Genomic DNA, 20,860 nt, shown 5'->3' on the forward strand with positions numbered 1-20,860 from the left:
AAACGTGCCAAAACGGCCGTTGTTCCCGGATTTACATCCTGACGTCTCCTGACACTTCCTGACAGGAACTGTCAGGGCGGGGGCTTGCGGTTGGGCGTATCTGACCTATAACTAGGGTTGGAATGAAAAGGGATCTGCCCGATGAATGCGCTGCCGGAATTTTTGACCAAACGTCGCCCGCCTGTTGAAGGATCACGGGAATTCAAACTGGTGACCGAATATGAGCCCGCCGGTGATCAGCCGCAAGCGATTGCCGAGCTGATGGCCGGTATCGGTGAGGGCGAGCGCGATCAGGTTCTGCTTGGCGTGACCGGGTCGGGCAAGACGTTTACGATGGCAAACATCATCGCCAAGACGCAGCGGCCAGCATTGGTTCTGGCGCCCAACAAAACGCTGGCCGCCCAGCTTTATGCCGAGATGAAGTATTTCTTCCCGGATAATGCGGTCGAATATTTCGTGTCCTATTACGACTATTACCAGCCCGAAGCCTATATCCCGCGATCAGACACCTATATCGAAAAAGACAGCTCGATCAACGAACAGATCGACCGGATGCGCCATGCCGCAACGCGTGCGATCCTTGAGCGCAACGACTGTATCATCGTGGCATCGGTGTCGTGCATTTACGGTATCGGAGCGGTGGAAACCTATCTTGAGATGACCCAGCGCATTTCGGTCGGAGACGAGGTTGATCGCAACGACATCATGAAGCGTCTGGTGGAATTGCAATATACCCGCAATGACGCGGCCTTTTCGCGCGGGACTTTCCGGGTGCGCGGCGATGTTTTGGAAATCTTCCCGGCCCACGCCGAGGACCGGGCATGGCGCGTGTCGATGTTTGGTGACGAGGTCGAGGAACTGGCGGAATTTGATCCGCTGACCGGGCACAAGTTTGCCAACATGGACTCGGTCACGGTTTATGCAAATTCCCACCACGTCACCCCGCGCCCGACGCTGGTGCAGGCGATGGCCGGCATCAAGCAGGAGCTTAAAGACCGTCTGGCGCAGTTCCAGGCCGAGGGCAAGTTGCTTGCGGCCGAACGGATCGAGCAGCGCACGACCTTTGATCTGGAAATGATGGAAACGGTCGGTCACTGCAAGGGGATTGAAAACTATTCCCGCTGGCTTTCGGGTCGTAATCCGGGGGAGCCGCCGCCGACCCTGTTTGAATATTTGCCCGAAAACGCATTGCTGTTTGTCGATGAAAGCCATGTGGCCGTACCGCAAATCGGCGGCATGTTCCGAGGGGACTATAATCGCAAATTTACGCTCGCCGAGCATGGCTTCCGCCTGCCCAGTTGCGTTGATAACCGGCCGTTGAAGTTCGAGGAATGGGAAGCCATGCGCCCGCAAAGCGTGTTTGTTTCCGCAACACCGGGCAATTGGGAAATGGAACGCACCGGGGGTGTATTTGCCGAACAGGTCATTCGCCCCACAGGCCTGATTGACCCGGTCTGTATCGTGCGTCCGGTCGAAACCCAGGTGGATGATTTGCTGGGCGAGGCCAAGCAATGTGCCGCCAAGGGGCAGCGTGTTCTGGTCACAACGCTTACCAAACGCATGGCCGAGGATTTGACCGAATACCTGCACGAACACGGCATTCGCGTGCGATACCTGCATTCGGATATTGATACGCTGGAGCGCATCGAGATCATCCGTGATCTGCGGCTCGGCGTGTTTGATGTGCTGGTCGGGATTAACCTTCTGCGAGAGGGGCTTGATATCCCGGAATGTGCGCTGGTGGCGATTTTGGATGCCGATAAGGAAGGCTTCCTGCGGTCCAAGACATCGCTTGTTCAGACCATTGGCCGTGCGGCGCGTAACGTTGACGGGCGCGTGTTGCTGTATGCGGACAAGATGACCGACAGCCTGCAATACGCGATTGATGAGACCAATCGTCGGCGTGAAAAGCAGATGGCCTATAACAAGGAACACGGCATCACGCCTGAAACCGTGCGGTCGCGGATCAATGATGTTCTCGAAAGTGTGGCAGAGCAGGATTACGTCACGGTTGATACCGGGGTATCGGGCGATACCATGGTCGGTCATAACCTGCGCGCCCATATCGAAGACCTTGAAAAACGCATGCGCGATGCGGCCGGGAACCTTGAGTTCGAGGAAGCTGCGCGTTTGCGTGACGAAATCAAGCGTCTTGAGGATCAGGAACTTGGCCTTGCCGAGGCCGGACCAATGGCGCGCACCATCGGCACTATCGGGCCGGGATCAAAATCAGCCAACAAACCGAAATACAAGGGGCGCCGCCGCAAGGGGGCATAGGCACTGTAAAGCCAAATGCAAAACAGCCGGGGCAATATGCACCCGGCTGTTTTTTTGTGGCGTATTCCTGTCGCCTGAATCACATGAACAGGCGTTCGTTTTCCATGCCCTTATAGATATCGGCAACATAGTCGCCATAACCGTTATAGATCCGGGTCGGCACGCTTTCGCCGTTGTTCAGAAGACGTTCATAGGCCTGCGACCAGCGCGGATGCGGGACTTCCGGATTTACGTTGGCCCAGAAGCCATACTCATCGGCGTTGATGTCTTCCCAGAAGCTTTTGGGGCGCGTGTCGGTGAAGGTGAAGCGCACGATCGATTTGATGTTTTTAAAACCGTATTTCCACGGTGTAACCAGACGCAGTGGTGCACCGTTCTGCTTGGGCAGTTCTTCGCCGTAAATGCCCGTGGCGATCATGGTCAGTTCATTGGTGGCCTCGGCCATCGTGAGGCCTTCGATATAGGGCCACGGATACCAGAACTGACGCAGACCCGGCATAGTGTCCTTTTGGCTGGCGGTTTCCATTTCGACATATTTTGCGCCCGACAGGGGCTTGGCGAAGTCAACCAGCGCCTTCATCGGGAAACCGGACCAGGGCACGGTCATCGCCCAGGCTTCGACACAGCGAAACCGATAGACGCGCTCTTCAAGCGGCATCTTGCGCACCAGTTCTTCGAAATCAATTTCGATCGGTTTTGCAACCAATCCGTCGATTACGACGGTCCAGGGGCGGATGCGCATGGCTTGGGCGGCCTGCGAGATCGATTTGTGCGATCCGAATTCATAGAAATTGTTATAGGTCAGCGCCTTGGACTTTTCGGTCATTTCGCGTTCGACCGTGTAGGCCGGGTTGCGATCCACCGGATAAAGATTGGCAGTTGATCCCGACCCTTGGGCCAATGCAGAGCCAAGCGGGAGGCTTGATGCTGTTGCGCCGATCGATCCGGCGGCGATCCCCTTAAGGAATTGGCGGCGGTTTTTATAGATCGATTCCGGCGTTGCGTCTCGTTCGGGGATTTCCCAACCCTTTTTGCGGCGTATCAGCATGTCGTCCTCCAATTGCGCGGGTTTTCTAAATGTCCTTTGAAAACCGGCTTTGGGCAAGTCACGGCTCGGTGATCGGTCAGTGAATCCCATCGCATTCAACTGCTTGTGCTTGAAAAGATACGGCAAAAGACTGCGATCTGATCAAAGGCATAATCAATTGATCGTGCGAAGTGATCGTATGATGGGTAGAATGATCGCAAACAACATTGAACAGGGTGGATCGCGTGTTTGAATTCAAGGATATCGAAATTCTGCAAGATATTGTCAAAGCGGGCGGTTTTCGGGCGGCGGCACAGAAATATAACCTGTCTCAATCGGCGATTTCGGCCCGGGTATCCGGGCTTGAGAAGAAGTTGGGCATCTTGCTGTTTGACCGCAGCAACCGGCAGGTGCGCCTGACCGCGGGCGGTTTGCGATTTCTTGAGGAAGCGCAGCGCTTGTCAAGAGCACGTGATCGCATCTGGCAGGAGTTGACGCATCCGGGGGAGTTGAGCGGCACCGTCAGGATTGGTGTTGCGGAAACCATCGTGCATACGCTTCTGACGGATATGCTCAACAAACTCAAAGATGACTTTCCGAAAGTCCGTTATGAGCTGTCGGTGGATACGTCGGGACAGTTGGCCAAGTCGCTTGAAAATGACGAAATGGATGTCGCGATTATGTTGCGCGAATCCGTTCCGCAAGGTGCAGTGGCGGCACCGTTAAAGCCGGTGGAGCTCAAATGGTATTGCCCTGAAACCATGGAGCTTCCCGATAAACCGATGTCGTTAAGGGATCTGGCCAGTCATGCCATCGTCACCTTTCCAAAGGGGACGCCACCATTTCGCGAAGTCGAAAGTATTTTTGCTGCGCCCGATATATCGCAACCTGCGTTACATGGTTCTGCATCGCTTTCAACCGTCAAGCATCTGGTCGCAGGGGGATTTGGAATCGGGGTTTTGCCCAGCCTGATGGTCAAAAATTCCATGTGGAATGAACAGATTAAAGAAATCCCGGTAAGCGATGAAGCATCGTTAACCGCGCTTCATTTTGTCATTGCCTATTACCCGGAACGCAACCGCGAGATCGGCGCTGCCGTTCAGGAGGCGGCAAAATTGTTCGATCATAATGATCGTTAAAAACGATCAGTTTTTGCATAAAATGATTTCTTGACAAGATCGGTCTAAATTCTCACTCTTTCATAAGAGGCAGAGAATGGGACCAGAATATGAACGCGTCACAAAGCGCCACCCGTTCCGTTGACACCGCGAAAGAAGCCATTTCGACCATGACGCCACTGGCGTTGCGTCAGGCAATCAGAAGCGGCGAACATACAGGGACAACAACCGGCTACTCATCGGGTTACCTTCAGGGTAACCTGGCGATCCTGCCGGCTGATTATGCAGATGAGTTTCTGCAATTTTGTGCAAAGAACCCCAAATCATGTCCGCTGATCGGGATGTCGGAACCGGGATCGCCCCATATTCCCGAACTGGGCGTGGATCTTGATATTCGCACCGATCTTCCGGGATATCGTATTTTCCGTGGCAGCACCGACTTTACGTGCGCAAGCGATCTGACCGATGTCTGGCGTGATGATCTGGTGACGTTTGTTCTGGGCTGTTCGTTTTCCTTTGAGGCAGCAATTACCCGTGGCGGTGTGCCGGTACGTCATATGAATGCGAACCGCAATGTGCCGATGTATGTGACCAATATCGAAACATCGCCTGCCGGTCGTTTTCATGGGCCGCTGGTTGTTTCGATGCGGGCCTTTACACCCGGCAATGCGATCCGGGCGATCCTTTATTCTGATCGATATCGTTTGGCGCACGGGGCACCGGTTCATATCGGTGATCCGGCGCAAATCGGTATTGCCGATATCATGAAACCGGACTTTGGAGATGACCCTGTCATTCATGAAGGGGACATTCCGGTTTTCTGGGCGTGTGGGGTCACGCCGCAAATGGCAATTCGCAATGCCTTGCCTGATTTTGCCATTACGCACGAACCCGGCCTGATGCTTGTGACAGATGTTCTTGCCGAAGCGGCTGAGTTTTCCCTGCAGACTAAACCTCAAACCAACCAATCATCGCTTTGACGTCAGAGGAGTTTCTTATGAAAAAGATGATTTCGTCGCTTTTGGCCGTTTCCGCCCTTGGGGCGGGTGTGGCCGCAACCCCGGCATTTGCAGAAGACCTTTCGGTCGTCGGCAGCTGGAGCAGCCTGCCGCTTTACAAGCAATATGAACACCCGTTCTGGACCGAAACTTTCCCGGCGGATTCCAAAGGCGAATTCAATGTCGAAATGACCACCCATGACCAGATGGGCATCGGTGGCGGTGACGTTTTCCGTATTCTGAATGACGGTGTTTTCGATATCGCCATGACCGTTGGTGATTACGCTGTTGGTGATGCGCCGGAACTTGAAGGCCTTGACGTGCCGCTGGTTGCAAACACTGCCGCCGAAGCAAAGGCAATGGTCGAAGCCGCCCGCCCGATGGTTGATGATATCTTTGCCGACCGTTTTAATTCCAAGGTTCTGGCGATTGCGCCGTATCCGCCGCAGGTTGTGTTCTGTGCAGGCGACGTCAATTCCCTGGACGATCTGAAAGACAAAAAGGTTCGTGGTTCGGGTCGAATGACCACCAAATTCCTTGAGGCACTTGGTGCGACGGGCGTGAATGTTGCGTTCTCGGAAGTTCCCGGCGCGCTGGAACGTGGTGTGATTGATTGTGCTGTTACCGGCGCTGGTTCGGGCTATAGCGCAGGCTGGTGGGAAGTTTCCGATCACCTGTTGACCATCCCGCTTGGTGGATGGGACCCGGTTGTGACCGCGATGAACATGGACAAGTGGAACAGCCTGACAGCTGACCAGCAGACCTTCATCATGGATGAAGTCAAAACCAAGTTCGAGGCCCCTGCATGGGCATCGGCGGCTGATGCATTGAGCAATGATGTTGCCTGCCTGACCGGCAATGGCGCATGCCCGGTAGGTGATCCGGCCAGCATGACCCTTGTTGAGGTTTCAGATAGTGACCTGGCAAAAGCCAAGGAAATCCTGACCTCCACCGTTCTGCCCGAGTGGGCCGAACGTGCTGGTAATGACTGGGTTGCACGCTGGAACGATAGCGTCGGCAAGACTGTCGGTGTTACCGTACCGCTTAACTGATTAACAGTGCTTGGCGGAGGCCCGAACAGTGACCGAAAACTTGATTGCGGCCATCCGCCGCGCCAATCGCATCATCGCGTTGTCCGTCGGATTTGTTCTGACGGGCAGCGTGATCCTGATCATCGCAGAAATTCTGCTACGTGAGGCCGGAATTTCTCTGGGCGGCGCCGAAGAAATTTCTGGCTACGTCATGGCCGGTGTTGCCAGTTGGGGGCTTTCCTATGCGCTGACCGAGTTGGCGCATGTCAGAATTGACCTTATCCGGCTCCGCTTGCAGGAACGCGGAAAGGCATTCCTTGATTTGTTGGCAATTGTCACCCTTGCAGCGGTGGCAACGATTGTTGCCATCCAGTGCTGGCCCGTCCTTTCAAAAACCATTGAACGCGGATCAACTGCGAACACACCACTTGAAACACCGCTTTGGATACCGCAGTTGGTCTGGTTTTCCGGTTGGCTTTGGTTCGCGCTGTGTTCCTGTGCGTTGGTGATCCTGACCCTGGTGTTGCTGATGCGCCGTAACTTTGACACGGCCGACTCTTTGGTCGGTGCCCGGTCCGAGCTGGAGCTTGAATCATGATTACAGCAGTTACGGTTTCGCTGTTGGGGCTTCTGGCCTTGTCCATTCCGGTGGGGATTGTGCTTTTCCTTCTCGGTATTGGTGTCGATCAGTTTTTCACGCCCTTTCCGCTGTTGCGCGGTTTGGGGCAGGTGGTCTGGTCTTCTTCAAATTCCTCGACCCTGATTGCCATCCCATTTTTTGTTTTGCTCGGTGAGGTGCTTGTGCGCGGTGGTATCGCCGCGAAGACCTATGAAGCACTCGATAAGTGGTTCTCATGGCTGCCCGGTGGGTTGGTCCATGCCAATATCGGCACCGCGACAATGTTTTCGGCGACGTCGGGTTCGTCTGTTGCCACGGCTGCGACGGTTGCGACTGTGGCAATGCCGCAGGCCGACAAGTTGGGCTATGACCCGAAACTGTTTTCAGGCGCCATTGCCGCAGGCGGCACGCTTGGGATCATGATCCCGCCATCGATCAACTTGATTGTCTATGGGTTCCTGACCGAAACATCGATCCCGCGTTTGTTCCTTGCCGGGCTGGTGCCGGGGCTGGTGATGGCTGTTGCCTTCATGCTTGTGACCGCGGCGATTTGCAAGGTGAAGCCAAGTCTTGGCGGACAAAGCCGTTCGTTTAGCTGGGCGGAGCGGTTTGGTGGCTTAAGGCATCTTGTGCCGATCTTCCTGCTGTTCTTTGTTGTGATCGGGTCAATCTATGCCGGATGGGCGACACCAACAGAATCAGCAGCCGTCGGTGTTGCCATCGCCATGATCATCGCCGCCTTTAACAAAGGTGTGTCGAACGAGATGATCAAGATGTGCTTGCTCGGGACAGTTCGCATCACGGCGATGATCATGCTGGTGATCATCGGGGCCTATTTCCTGAACTTCACCCTGACCGCAGCGGGCATGGGGCGGGAGCTCAAGGAACTTCTCGTCGGACTTGATCTTAGCCCGATGGGGACGTTGCTTGTTGTTATTTTGCTCTACATCGTGCTGGGCTTCTTTATTGAAACCTTGTCCCTGATGGTGGCGACCATTCCGATCATTGTACCGATCATGACAGCCATGGGCTTTGACAAGGTCTGGTTTGGGATCCTTTTGATCGTCTTGATCGAAATGGCTTTGATCACGCCGCCTGTCGGATTGAACCTGTATGTCGTGCAGGGTGCCCGAAAATCAGGGCAATTATCCGAGGTCATGCTGGGTGCTGTTCCCTATGTTCTTGTGATGTTGGCGATGATCGTCGGTCTGATCTTCTTGCCGGAAATCGCACTTTTCCTGCCTGACTATCTCTGAGGCGCAATAGGCCAGAAGCCTCCCTTAAAACAATTGGCGAATGGACCAGTGTCATCTGGTCCAAGCGCCCCCTCTATGTCTGAGACCCAGTGTCCAACACATCATTCCAAAAAGATCGGAACCAGAAATGCAGATGAATTTTACCCTGGCAGGGACCGAAATCACCTTTGATATCGACCATTGCACTGTTGCCGGATGGACGGGCAGGAATGCGGCGTCGATCCAGCATCATATCGACGAGCTTGCCGCGATCGGTGTTAAACCGCCGTCAAGCGTGCCGCTTTATTATCGGACCGCCTCAGGAATGGTAACCCAGCAATCCTGTATCGAGGTTGTTGGACAGGGAACATCGGGCGAAGTCGAGCCGTTCCTGATTGCTTGTGACGGCGAACTTTACCTTGGCCTTGCGTCCGATCATACGGATCGCGAGCTTGAAGCCCACTCGGTCGCGCTGTCCAAGCAGATTTGCGAGAAACCCGTTGCATCTGAAATCTGGCGCTTTGACGAGGTCAAAGACCATATCGAGCAGATCGAAATGCGGTCCTGGGTTCAGGAACAGGATGGCGATGACTGGGTGCTTTATCAGGAAGGAACGATTGCTACGATCCGCCCGTTAAGTGATCTGATCGAAGGATCGCAATTGATGGGAAATGCTGCCAACGGCAAGGCATCTGCCATGCTGTGCGGTACACTTGGCGCAAAGGGCGGGGTTCGCCCGGCACGCCGGTTCAAAATGGCGTTGCATGATCCAGTACTTGATCGCACGATCACGCACGCCTATGAAATTAGGGAACTGCCGGAAATCGCATAAGCAATTTCATCGTCAGAACAACACCATAACAGGATGAGGCACCGCCATGGGCGTGATGGTTGACAAGGCCAGACAAGCAATCGACAAGGTCAATCAACTTGGCGAGCTTAAGGACAAGATCTTTACCGAGTTTGATTCTGAGCGGATTTTAAAGGCTGCTGCCGAGGCGGAGCAATATTGCGCGCAAAATCCGGGTGCGCCGCTTGCCGGGATGTTGGTATCGGTCAAGGATTTGTATGATGAGGCGGGCATTGCCACCACGGCGGCATCCGAACTTTTAAAGGGGCGCGCACCCGCCGAGGCTGACAGCGAATGCGTGCGTCGGATCAAGGCCGCCGGGGCCATTCCGTTTGGTCGCACGACGCTCAGCGAATTTGCCTATTCCGGTGTCGGGCTTAATCCGCATTACGGCACGCCGGGCAATATCTTTGACCCGGAAGGTATTCCGGGGGGCTCGACATCGGGCGGTGGATTGACTGTGGCGCATGGGATTGTGGATCTGGCGCTTGGCACGGATACCGGTGGCTCGATCCGTATTCCATCGGCGATCAACGGGCTTTATGGCATCAAGCCAAGCCGCCTTTTGGTGCCGGGCGCGGGCATTCATCCGCTCGCCAAAAGTTTTGATACGCCGGGGCCGTTGGCGGGCGATCTTGAAACGGCCATTCGTGCGTTTGAAGTTCTAACCGACATCACCGTGACACCGCCGGAAGATGCGAAAAAGACGCTTCGCATTGGCGTGCCGATGAACGCGTTTGTCGATGGGCTCGATGACCGGGTGAAGGCAGACTTTGCAATGATTTGTGCAAAGCTGAAAGAGGCCGGGCATGAGCTGATCGAGATTGATTTTGCTTTCATTGCCAAGAATGCGATCCTCAATAAGATGCTGGTGTCGTTTGAGGCGCACCGGATCTATGCCAAGGATTTCGTAAAGCTTGAAACCGTCGGGGACCCGCGCGTTTTGTCGCGCATGAAGTTTGCCGATACGCTTTCAAGTGATGAGGTGATCGACGCCTATGCCAAGCGGACAGATATCGTATCGATGTTCGGGATGGCGATGGCGGATGTTGACGTCATGATCGCGCCGACCTTGCCGCGCATGGCGCCCAAGATTGCGGAAGTAGAAGCCGACTTTGATAACCTGAATGCGCTGATGCTGCGCAATACCGGTTACCTGAACCTGGTCGATGCTTGCGCGCTTTCGATGCCGGTTCAAATCAAAGGCCAGGTTGCACCAGCCGCCCTTATGATCGGGGCGCCACACGGTCATGATCAGGCGATCCTGGCAGCGGCCCGGTTGATTGATCCGCTGTTTGGTTGAAAAAGATGACTGAACAAGAAAGCGGCCCGGAAGTTCCGGGCCGTTTTTGTTTAGAGATCCAGCGTCAGGCGGCCGCTGCTTTGCATGCGGGACACGCAAATGCACATTTGGTCGTTCTGGGCTTTCTGGCTGTCGCTGAGATAGGCGTCGCGATGCGACAAATCACCGTCATGCGAAATCACAACCGATGTACAGATCCCGCAATTGCCCTTTTTGCAGTCGTAAAGCGGATCGATGTCTGCATCGATCAGGACATCGAGAACAGATTTGCCAACCGGGACTTCGAAGGTCTGGCCGCTTTGCGCCAGATGAACTTCGAAACTGGTGTCATCAAGCTGTGCGGCAGGGGTGGTAAAGCGTTCATAATGCACATTCTCCGACGCCCAGCGATTGCGGCGTGCGATATCAAGCACGGCATCAATCAGACCGCCCGGGCCGCAGACATAAACGTGCTTGCTTGCCTCTGCTGTGCCAAGAATGCTGGCAAGCGGCATGCTGCGTTTTGCGTCGCCCCCATCAAAATAAAGCGCGCATCTCCCGTCGGCGGCATCAAGGACCTCAGTCATAAGGGCCATGTCGGTGTGGTTGCGGCTGGCATAATGCAGGACAAAATCCTTGCCAGCCTGCTGTAATGCGGTTGCCATGGCAAGGATTGGCGTGATGCCAATGCCGCCCGCGATCAGAATAGTTTTGGCCGCGACATCAACAAGCGGGAAGTCGTTTTGCGGCAGGTCGATTTCAAGGACATCACCGGTTTTGACCTTTTGATGCATATACATGGACCCGCCTTCGCCGCCTTCTTCGCGCAGTACGGCGATCCGGTACAGATCAGGCTCCCCCGGATTGATGATCGAATAGGACCGTTTGACTGGTTGGCCGGATGTGTCGGTAACGGTGAGTTTGATATGTGCACCCGGTTCGGCGGGCGGCAGGCTTGTACCCTTGGTGGCAGCAAGATCAAAACCGCGTATGCGGTCGGTCAGGTCATGGACCTGTTGAACAGTAACTTCAGGCATGGCGATTTTCCTTCCCAGGCCCCCGGATTTTCTCCAGGTGTGTTTGTCTGTCGGCTTGACTGGATCCAGATTAGATCAATTGGATCCAATTTTGTCAAACCTGATGGGGTCGGCAAATGCGAGGCATGGTGGATTATGCGGTATCTTCGCGTTCGATGACGGTGAAGTTGTCGGGCATATCCTGTGTCGGACCAAGGATTTGCGTATAGCGCAATGCCGCATTCGCATGTTCACGCATCAGTGCTTCGGCGCGCGCCCCCTGGCCGTTATCGATGGCGTCGAAAATGATGTGATGTTGCATGTGGCTGAAATTGAATCGGCGGAATTCGCCGGTCATGTCATCGCGGTTAAAGGCAATCGAGGAAACCGATGCGAAGGGCAGGTGGTCATTGCGCGACAGGGCATCCTCGATGGCGATGTTGCGGCTGGCTTCGATGATGGTGTTGTGAAAACGCATGTTGAAGTCGTGATAGGTTTCCATGTCTTCATCGGTCAGAAATCCCTTGGAAAACAGGGCGTCACCGACAGAAAGGCAATCGATCAGGTGATTGCGTGCCTGTGGTGAAATGCCGCGTTCACAGGCAAGGCGGGCAGCAAGTCCTTCGAGCACGCCGCGCACTTCGATGGCATCGGCAATTTCGGTCGGCGTGATGGCGCGCACAGTGTATCCGCGACGATCCCCTTTGCGCAGCAGGCCTTCCTGTTCGAGTGTTCGAAAGGCAATTCGGACCGGTGTGCGCGATACGCCAAGCCGTTCGGCAATCGGGATTTCTGCAACCCGTTCGCCCGGTGGAAGTTCCCCGTTGGCGATCATTTTCCGCAAGGTGATCAGGACGCGCTGGCCGTGTTTGCTCATGCCGGTTTCCGTTTTTGTGACTGCCGGGCGATCATAGTTCAGATCGAATTGTTTAAAAAGCATCTTGCCAAATTGGATCCAATTTGATTACGCTTAGAAGCATAACAAGAAATCTTGGTGGTAAAATTCCACCTGCAAGCAACCTTGATTGGCCTTGCGCCAAGGGAGAGAAACATGTTCCTGCGTAACTTCTGGTACGTCGCAGGCTGGGATGGCGAAATTGGTCGCACCCCCCGTCGCGCGCACGATCTGCAATGAAAATCTCGTTTTGTATCGCCGTGCCGACCGGTCACTGGTCGCACTTGAAGACAGCTGCCCGCATCGCCTTCTGCCGCTAAGTCAGGGTTATGTCGAAGGCGATCGTCTGGTGTGTGGCTATCACGGGCTGGAATTTGATGGTGACGGCGCATGCGTGCATATGCCCAACCAGCAAAGCATTCACCCAGAGGCCTGTGTTCGGGCCTATCCGGTGGTCGAGAAGGATCGCTTTGTCTGGGTCTGGATCGGAGATAAGGAAAAGGCCGACGAGGCACTGGTGCCTGAAATCCCGCATGCATCCGAAGAAGGCTGGGTGTTTGATGGTGGCACCTATGACGTGAAATGCGGTTATGAGCTTCTGGTCGATAACCTGATGGATCTGAGCCACGAGACCTATGTGCATCCATCCAGCATCGGTCAGCTTGAAATCACCGAAAGCCTGCCGCAGACACGATCCGATGACGAAAGTGTCACGGTTGAACGCTGGATGGAAAACATCGTGCCGCCGCCATTCTGGGCCAATAACCTGAAATCCAAGGAAGTCTGTGACCGTTGGCAGATCTGTACCTTTACCCTGCCATCCAACGTGATGATTGATGTTGGTGTTGCGCTTGCCGGGACCGGCGCGCAGCAAGGTGACCGATCCAAGGGTGTAACCGGCATTGTCGTGAACTGCATGACGCCGGAAACAGAAACCACGTGTCGCTATTACTGGGGCATGGTGCGCAACTTTGACATTGATGATAACGGCCTGACCCAAAACATCAAAGATGCGCAGGCCAAGGTATTTTACGAGGATCTTGAAGTTGTCGAGGGCCAGCAGGCCAACATGCTGCGCCATCCGGAACGCAAGCTTTTGAACTTCAATATTGATGCGGGCGGTGTGCGTGCACGGCGTCTGATTGATCGGGCACTTGCTGCTGCGGCGGAATAACAAACGCAAAAAAGACAAAGCCGGATCCGAACCGGTCAAAGAACGCTACCAAAAGAGAGAGACGCTCAGTGCTGAGAAACACCGCGCCAAAACCGTGCCAAGCGGGCGGGGGTGCTGAGCGCATTTTCAGGGAAAACGTCTGAGGTTGAAAATGTTTAAACGCCTGTTTGTATCGGCAGCAGTTGCTGCTGGCTGTTTGGCAAGCGCGCTTTCTGCGCAGGCCGAACCGGAATTTACCTTCGTTTTGGAACATGTACTGGGGCCAAAGGCAACGGCACAGGCCAAGTTCCTTGAACCGTGGGCCAAGCGGATCGAGGAACAATCTGATGGTCGCATCAAGATCGAGATTTATCCGGCGATGGCGCTTGGTGGCAAGCCGACCGAGCTTTACAGCCATATTCGTGATGGCGCGGTTGATCTGGGGTGGAGTGCGCTTGGTTATACGCCGGGTGTCTATCCGCGCAGCGAAGTGTTTGAGCTGCCGTTTGTTCATACTGGCAGTGCGGCCATCACCAACATGGCCATTCAGGATATCTATGACGAGCACCTGTCGCAGGACTTTGGCGATATCAAGCCGTTGCTGATCCATGTCCATACCGGACAGGCGATTTTCACCACCGAGAAAAAGATCGAAAGCCTTGCTGATGTCGAAGGCATGAAACTGCGTGCGCCGTCACGCACCGGCGCCTGGATGCTCGAAAGCTGGGGTGCGCAACCGGTCAGCATGCCGGTTCCTGATTTGCCGCAGGCCTTGTCGCTTGGTGTCGTGGATGGTGCGCTGATCCCGCACGAGGTCGCCATTCCGTTCAAGATCCCCGATATGACCCAGTATGCCATCGAGGGGGATCAGGGTGTTCGGTTCGGAACGCTGGTTTTCATGTTCGCGATGAACAAGGATCGCTATGAAGCCCTGCCAGATGATCTGAAAAAGGTTATTGATGATAACTCTGGTCAGAATATTGCGCGCGAAATCGGCGAGGCATGGGACGCGATTGAACCCCGTGGTGAAGAGATTTTTGCCAAATCGGGTGAGTTGGTGACGCTTTCAGCCGATGAAACCGCAAAGTTTGCCGCAAAGGCCGATGAAGTGATTGATCGCTGGGTCGCGGAAATGAATGACAAGGGTGTTGATGGTGCCGCCATTGTCGCGGCTGCACGTGCGGCGATTGCCAAGCATAGCCAGTAAGAAGCTTTCAGCCCGCTGACCGGGTTGCTCCTTTTCCGGTCACAGGCATCGTGCGTCGCAAGGGTGTGGTGTTCTTGTGACGCACATATATAAAAACGGCCCGGAATGTTCCGGGCCGTTTTGCGTTGGGGACGCGAAAAGTTGGTGCTTAGCCTTCAAGCAGGGAGCGCAGCATCCAGGCAGTTTTTTCATGGACCTGAATGCGGGCGGTTAGAAGGTCTGCGGTGGCGTCATCATCCGAGCTATCGCAAATCGGATAGAGCGAGCGCGCGGTCTTGATCACGGTTTCATGGCCTTCGACCAATTGCGCAATCATGTCCTTGGCGGCAGGCACACCTTTTTCTTCCTTGATCGCGGTCAGTTCGCCGTAAGCCGAGAAGCTGGCCGGCGCATAGGCGCCCAGCGAACGAATACGCTCGGCGACCTCGTCAATTGCGGTGGCCAGTTCGGTGTACTGTTCTTCAAACATGGTGTGCAGGGTCTGGAACATCGGACCCGTCACGTTCCAGTGGAAATTGTGCGTTTTCAGATATAGCGCATAGCTGTCTGCCAGAACGCGGCCAAGTCCGTCGGCGATAGCGGTGCGGTTGGATTCATTGATGCCGATATCGATCTGCATGTTTATCTCCTTTCGCCGCTTTCAATCCAAGCGGGCTTTGTGCTTTTTCGTGTTGAAGGCAGTATGAATGACAGCTGTTAATTACACCAATTGATTGTCTAACTGTTTGCGATAGGGCAATTCTATTACTGGAAGTAGGGTTATTTTTATGGGGCCCGCAACGTGGTTTTTCAGGTGCTTGGCATCATCCAAACCCGACAAAAATCAGGTATTTGACTGTTTCGTTGATTTGGAAAAAGGCCGATATGAAGCTTGTTGGCTCGGTGGATGGCTGTTGAATTCAATGAAATCAACAGTTTGAGTTTCAGATGCCTTTATTGGAACACAATTCGCCCTGAAATGGCCCAATGTAACCTGTTTTCCCGCCTTGATTTCCGGGCATATTCACAACTGTCAGTCGAGGACGTGGTCAGCAGTCTCTGTCCCCCCTCACGATACTGGCCCGATTGGTTTCAGGTTGTTCCCCCACCTGAAATACCCCGGCTGACTTGGTCTCCCCAAGACCATGAATGACCCCGAATAGATTGGGGCGGGTTTTATCCCGCCCCACTTTTTTGTCCGGATGGCGGGGCAGCAAGATCACACCATATCAGCGCCGCCGCAATTGCCCCAATTTGCCCCCAAATGGTCATCAGACATCGTATTTTGAGCCGCATTTCAAAGGCATATTCCTAACTGTCGGATGCGAAAAATCGATGCGGTGCCCCTCCCTCACAGGCATCGATGCCCGAAATAAACGCCTTTATCCCCCAAGGCGTTTTGCACCCAGCGGGCAAGGCAGCGCATCTGACAGGTCTCCCCAAGACCATCTGTCCCCAAAGCCCGGGCGAGCTTAAAGCTCCCCGGGCTTTTAATTTGTCCGGGACGTGCCGTTTGGGTCACGATTTTCAGGCGCGTGATACCGTCTGGCGGGCCGTGTCTTGTGCCGGGGTGTGATTGGTGACTTTGATTGGTGAGAGCGAGAAGATTTTGGTTGGGTTTTCCCGGCCACGCACAGTGACATCACCGCGCGGCGTCCATGCCGGAATATCGTCGTGATTGCCACAGGCGCGCACTGTATCCTCTGTTGCAAGGATATAGGTACCGAACTCCTTGTTCAGTGCCTCAAGCCGGGAGGCGATATTGACGTTGTCACCATGCACCGTAAAGGTCAGGCGGCTTTCGGAGCCGACAGCACCCAGTACAATTTCACCTGAATTGATCCCGCAGCGGGTTTTCAACTGCCCGCCATGAGAATAAATGCGTCGATTGGCGAGTTCCTGAATGGCAAGGGCGGTGCGCACGGCATTGAGTGCATGATCGGTATCAGGGGTCACGGCATTAAAGGTGATCAGCATTGCATCACCTTCAAACTGGGTGATCACACCGCCAAAATGCGAAATCAAGGCATTGGTCTCGGTGAAATATTCATTGAGCATGGTGGCCAGTTCTTTTGGCGCGAGTTTTTCGGCGATTGATGAAAAACCTTCGATGTCGGTGAACATTACCGTCGCGTTGACGGCCTCGCCGTCGCCCGGTCGGATCTGTTGTTCGGCATGGGTGATGCGATTGGCAATTTCGGGTGACACAAAGCGCGACAGATCGCGGGCGGCAATTTCGTCAGTGACAGCCCGAATAAACGATCTTTTGGCGCGCATCACGGCGACCGTCAGAACAGCCGTAACCAGCAAAATGGCAATAATCTTGTCAATTTCAGCCCCGATCAGGATCGAGTTTGAGGTCAGGTAGGTCACATAATCACGTGTGATCATGCTTTTGCCGCCCTCCGACCAGATCACATAACCAGTCAGGATGATCCAGCCTGCCGCCGCTGTCCCGCCAGCTATCAGGATATAGCGCGGATCAAAGCGCAGGCTGCGCAGGGCAATGAAGATGAAAACATAGAGTACGGTCGGTGCTTTGAGATAGAAGCTGGCCGGTTGCATGTACTGGATATGAAAACTCCAGATCAGAACCATCAGAAGCCCGATATCGGCGATCACTGAAACGGTCAGGAACCAGGTCGAGAGCTTGTTGCGATAGGTCAGGGCAAGACGTTTGAGGGTAAACAGATAATAAAGCCCAAGCGCCCAAGGTACTGGGTGGATGCCATCGGACATTGCGGTCTTGGGGGAGATGGCATAGAGGATTGCAAAGATCGTCACCAGCAACAACTGAACCCAGCCGATCAGTTTTTCGCTTTCATATTGTTGTTTTTCGATCGCGCTCTGGACGCGCTCTGGCAGATGACTGTTGGCGTTCTTGCCAAACAGGAAGGCGCTCAGCGTGCTTTTCATGGAGCCGATGTCCCGATCATGCAGATGGGTGTCCTTATTGGACACATTGATTGACCATAGTGAAACCAAGGGCGGCGCTTGCCAAGTCGAGATCGGGTGACGGCTGATCACAGCTGCGTGCGAGCCAGGCGTAATGGGGAGAAGGCGAGGAAGCCGATAAAGCAAAAAAAAGCCGGGCAACAAATGTGCCCGGCAAGTTTATCAGGGAGGCTTCACGTCTGGGAGACGTAGGACCCTTCGCAGGGCCCTGGGTAAGCCGGACAGGGCGTCCGGCTAAAGACCGACATAATCGGTCAGGGAGAAAACTCTGTACCGCGGTGCGGAGTGTTCCGCTGCGGTTCGAGGGAGAAGATAGCGTTTTTGACGACAATGACCACTGCCAAATTGCTTTTTCAGCCATGCATTTTCTGCATAAATATATGGGGACGTTCAGAATGACATCAAGTTATTGATATTTATATATTTTCATGAAGGTGTTTCGCCGGTTTTCTGGCTAGATCACTGTTTGCGGCGATAATTCATTGTGCGGCAGCACAAAAAAAAGCCGGTAGCGGGGGAGCTACCGGCAAGATCAACAGGGAGGCTTACGTCTGGGAGACGTAGGGAATCTCTTGAAGATTCCATGCCGGATATCGTTCCGGCGAACGGATCGTCCAAAGATCAGGAAGCCGGAGCAAGCTCGCTTTGTGCGGATGCTCACAACTTATGATATGAATATAAGTGATCCTTGGGTGGACCAAAAATAGAATGACTACAAGTCAACCATGCGTCAGGCGCATGACAATAAAATGTCAGCAATTTTAAGACATTATGGCACGACTGATATTTGATGTGCCCGATATAGGCAAAACCCCCCATAACCGCCAACAGCCCGGCAGGGCCGGGCTGTTGCAGAATCGGATATAAGATTATGTCCGGAAATCTATTTCTCGGTCGTGGCACTTGCGCTGGCGGCTGCCGCCGCCTTTGCCTTGACCTTTGAAATTTCCTCAATCAGGAAGTCACGGAACACCGCGATACGTTTGGAGTGCCGCAGTTCTTCCGGATAGACGAAATAGGCATCGAAGCTTGGCCCTTCGAGTTCCGGCAGGATGCGGACCAGATTGCTATTGGAGGGCAACAGGTAATCGGGCAGTGCCGAAATGCCGAGGCCGGACTCGGTGGCGCGGAAGATGCCATAGATATTATTGAGCTTCAGGATCGGGCGCATGTCCGGTTTGAACTGCTGCGCGGTTGCCATCATCCAGTTGACGTTGGAAACCGGCGGACGGGCATCCGCGCCATAGATGATCAGGCGATGGTCCTTGAGCTCTTCTGGTGTTTTGGGCATGCCGTGTTGTTTGATGTATTCCGGCGATGCAAACACATGATAGCGCAGTGTCATCAACTGGCGCTGGACAAGGTCGGCCTGACGCGGTGGCTGCATGCGGATGGCAACATCGGCCTCGCGCATGGCAAGGTCGAGTTCCTCGTCATTGAGCACCAGCGACAGTTCGATTTCCGGATACCGTTCAAGGAACTCGTTGATGCGCGGTGTTAGCCAGGTCGAACCGAAGGCAACTGTTGTCGTGACCTTGAGCGGACCGCTTGGCCGTTCCTTTGATTCGCGAATGCGGGCTTCTGCCATGGAAAGCTTGGCAAAAACATCATGTGCCGTGCGATACAGCAACTCGCCCTGTTCTGTCAGGATCAGGCCACGCGCATGGCGATGGAAAAGCGGGACTTTCACGCTTTCTTCGAGTGCGCTGATCTGTCGGCTGACGGCCGACTGGCTCAGATTAAGGTTTTCCCCTGCGTGGGTGAAGCTCCCGGCTTCGGCAACAGCGTGAAAAACACGCAGCTTGTCCCAGTCCATAGACCTGCTCCTAGATGTGCCAGCGCACGGTCGATGCGCAGGACCCCTGATAATTGTTCTCTTCTTTTATGGCCAATTTGGTTTCCACACTATTAAGTGCATCACATTGCTTTGACCAAGTGCATGATTATTCAATCAATATGAGGCCTGTGACATTTTCTGCAAGAAGACATTTTCCTGCAAAGTCCATGGCGGGGTGCGGTTTTCGACGCAATGTCAGTCAATTGGCCGGATCGCGGCCGTTTGAAACGATTAAAAAAGGGGACGCCAGATGCGTCCCCTTTGGTCTTTGAGCCTGTTTGCGCCAGAAGATCAGGCTTCTTGCTCTGCGATGAACTTTTCTGCCTCAAGGGCGGCCATACAGCCCATACCAGCAGCAGTCACAGCCTGACGGTAGATTTTGTCGGTGACGTCGCCTGCGGCAAAGACGCCTTCGATATTGGTCACCGTGCTGCCCGGCTTGACGAGGATATAGTTTTCGTCATCCATGTTGACCTGGCCTTTGAACACAGCCGTTGCCGGATCATGGCCGATGGCAACAAAGAAACCGTCGGCCGGGATATCAAGCAGCGCACCGGTTTTGACATTGCGTACGCGCACACCTTCGACGCCGTCCATCGGGCCATCGCCGCCGAGAATGTCTTCGACAACGCTGTCCCAGACGACCTCGATCTTTTCATGCTTCAGCAAACGGTCCTGGAGCATTTTTTCCGCACGCAGCTCGTCGCGGCGGTGGATCAGCGTGACCTTGGAGCAGATACCGGCAAGATAAAGGGCTTCTTCAACAGCCGTATTGCCGCCACCGACAACTGTGACCGGCTTGTTGCGATAGAAGAAACCGTCACAGGTTGCGCATGCTGAAACGCCACGACCATTGAATTTCTCTTCGCCCGGCAGGCCCAGCCAGCGCGCCTGTGCGCCGGTCGAGATGATGACGGTTTCGGCAATATAGGTATCGCCAGAGTCGCCTTTGCAGACAAACGGCCGTTTGGAGAAATCGACCTCAGTGATCAGGTCATGCACCATTTTGGTGCCGACATGCTCGGCCTGGGCCTTCATCTGATCCATCAGCCACGGACCCTGAATGACATCGGCAAAGCCCGGATAGTTTTCGACATCGGTCGTAATCGTCAACTGGCCACCCGGCTGAAGACCCATCACCATCATGGGTTCAAGGTTTGCGCGCGCGGCATAAATTGCTGCGGTGTAACCGGCAGGGCCGGAGCCGATGATGAGGACTTTGGTCTGATGTTCCTGGGCCATGTTCTTTGTATACGTCCGAGATGAGTAAAAACAGAGATCGAACATATGGGCAGTCCGGGCAAGACGCAACCGCTTCACGCAAAGTTTCACCGCCTTGGTTGGCGTTTTTTGAAGGGTGAAATTTTACGTTTCAAACCGG

General features: G+C 54.3%; 17 protein-coding genes. 10 read left to right on the forward strand and 7 right to left on the reverse strand.

From position 1 onward, the window contains the following. Positions 1 to 141: 141 nt before the first annotated feature. Complete coding sequence (gene uvrB, locus DY252_RS05380) at positions 142 to 2,277, forward strand: excinuclease ABC subunit UvrB (protein ID WP_064787352.1); 2,136 nt, start codon at positions 142 to 144, stop codon at positions 2,275 to 2,277. A gap of 79 nt (positions 2,278 to 2,356) precedes the next feature. Here the strand turns inward: uvrB and msrP are convergent, their stop codons facing one another. After that, entirely contained in the window at positions 2,357 to 3,325 is a 969-nt protein-coding gene (gene msrP, locus DY252_RS05385; protein ID WP_064787351.1) for a protein-methionine-sulfoxide reductase catalytic subunit MsrP, read from the reverse strand. Positions 3,326 to 3,549: 224 nt separating this feature from the next. On the opposite strand from msrP, the gene DY252_RS05390 reads away from it, so the two are divergent. From DY252_RS05390 to DY252_RS05420, 7 genes are all read left to right on the forward strand, one after another. Further along, entirely contained in the window at positions 3,550 to 4,443 is an 894-nt protein-coding gene (locus DY252_RS05390) for a LysR family transcriptional regulator (RefSeq protein ID WP_064788219.1), read from the forward strand. 89 nt (positions 4,444 to 4,532) lie between these two features. After that, entirely contained in the window at positions 4,533 to 5,402 is an 870-nt protein-coding gene (locus DY252_RS05395) for a putative hydro-lyase (protein WP_082923323.1), read from the forward strand. Between the two features lie 17 nt (positions 5,403 to 5,419). Beyond that, a complete protein-coding gene (locus tag DY252_RS05400) occupies positions 5,420 to 6,472 on the forward strand; it encodes a TRAP transporter substrate-binding protein (RefSeq protein ID WP_064787350.1) in 1,053 nt (350 codons plus the stop codon). 28 nt (positions 6,473 to 6,500) lie between these two features. Next, positions 6,501 to 7,049, forward strand: coding sequence for a TRAP transporter small permease subunit (locus tag DY252_RS05405; RefSeq protein WP_008889498.1), 549 nt, complete (start codon positions 6,501 to 6,503; stop codon positions 7,047 to 7,049). After that, on the forward strand, positions 7,046 to 8,326 hold the full coding sequence (locus DY252_RS05410) for a TRAP transporter large permease (RefSeq protein ID WP_064787349.1): 1,281 nt from the start codon (positions 7,046 to 7,048) through the stop codon (positions 8,324 to 8,326). Before DY252_RS05405 ends, DY252_RS05410 begins: the two co-directional genes overlap by 4 nt. A 127-nt stretch (positions 8,327 to 8,453) precedes the next feature. Then, positions 8,454 to 9,137, forward strand: a complete 684-nt coding sequence (locus DY252_RS05415) for a DUF2848 domain-containing protein (protein ID WP_064787348.1) — start codon at positions 8,454 to 8,456, stop codon at positions 9,135 to 9,137. A gap of 46 nt (positions 9,138 to 9,183) precedes the next feature. Next, complete coding sequence (locus DY252_RS05420) at positions 9,184 to 10,458, forward strand: amidase (RefSeq protein ID WP_064787347.1); 1,275 nt, start codon at positions 9,184 to 9,186, stop codon at positions 10,456 to 10,458. Positions 10,459 to 10,508: 50 nt separating this feature from the next. On the opposite strand, the gene DY252_RS05425 is transcribed toward DY252_RS05420, so the two are convergent. Further along, a complete protein-coding gene (locus tag DY252_RS05425; RefSeq protein ID WP_064787346.1) occupies positions 10,509 to 11,474 on the reverse strand; it encodes a PDR/VanB family oxidoreductase in 966 nt (321 codons plus the stop codon). 133 nt (positions 11,475 to 11,607) lie between these two features. After that, positions 11,608 to 12,330, reverse strand: coding sequence for a GntR family transcriptional regulator (locus DY252_RS05430; protein ID WP_064788217.1), 723 nt, complete (start codon positions 12,328 to 12,330; stop codon positions 11,608 to 11,610). 211 nt (positions 12,331 to 12,541) lie between these two features. Here DY252_RS05430 and DY252_RS05435 point away from each other — a divergent pair, with 211 nt between their 5' ends. Continuing rightward, on the forward strand, positions 12,542 to 13,522 hold the full coding sequence (locus DY252_RS05435; protein WP_231959608.1) for an aromatic ring-hydroxylating dioxygenase subunit alpha: 981 nt from the start codon (positions 12,542 to 12,544) through the stop codon (positions 13,520 to 13,522). A gap of 151 nt (positions 13,523 to 13,673) precedes the next feature. Beyond that, entirely contained in the window at positions 13,674 to 14,708 is a 1,035-nt protein-coding gene (locus DY252_RS05440; RefSeq protein ID WP_064787345.1) for a TRAP transporter substrate-binding protein, read from the forward strand. A 148-nt stretch (positions 14,709 to 14,856) separates the two neighbouring features. Here DY252_RS05440 and DY252_RS05445 read toward each other — a convergent pair whose 3' ends face one another. The 4 genes from DY252_RS05445 to trxB all read right to left on the reverse strand — a co-directional run bounded on the left by DY252_RS05445 (position 14,857) and on the right by trxB (position 20,721). Continuing rightward, complete coding sequence (locus DY252_RS05445; protein ID WP_008889506.1) at positions 14,857 to 15,327, reverse strand: Dps family protein; 471 nt, start codon at positions 15,325 to 15,327, stop codon at positions 14,857 to 14,859. Between the two features lie 887 nt (positions 15,328 to 16,214). Further along, positions 16,215 to 17,603: an adenylate/guanylate cyclase domain-containing protein gene (locus DY252_RS05450; RefSeq protein ID WP_064787344.1), complete on the reverse strand. Its 1,389-nt coding sequence runs from the start codon at positions 17,601 to 17,603 to the stop codon at positions 16,215 to 16,217. Positions 17,604 to 18,525: 922 nt separating this feature from the next. Further along, complete coding sequence (locus tag DY252_RS05455; RefSeq protein ID WP_064787343.1) at positions 18,526 to 19,458, reverse strand: LysR family transcriptional regulator; 933 nt, start codon at positions 19,456 to 19,458, stop codon at positions 18,526 to 18,528. 312 nt (positions 19,459 to 19,770) lie between these two features. After that, on the reverse strand, positions 19,771 to 20,721 hold the full coding sequence (gene trxB / locus DY252_RS05460) for a thioredoxin-disulfide reductase (protein ID WP_064787342.1): 951 nt from the start codon (positions 20,719 to 20,721) through the stop codon (positions 19,771 to 19,773). Positions 20,722 to 20,860: the final 139 nt, after the last annotated feature.

The organism is Thalassospira indica (genome assembly GCF_003403095.1).
Taxonomy (GTDB): domain Bacteria; phylum Pseudomonadota; class Alphaproteobacteria; order Rhodospirillales; family Thalassospiraceae; genus Thalassospira; species Thalassospira indica.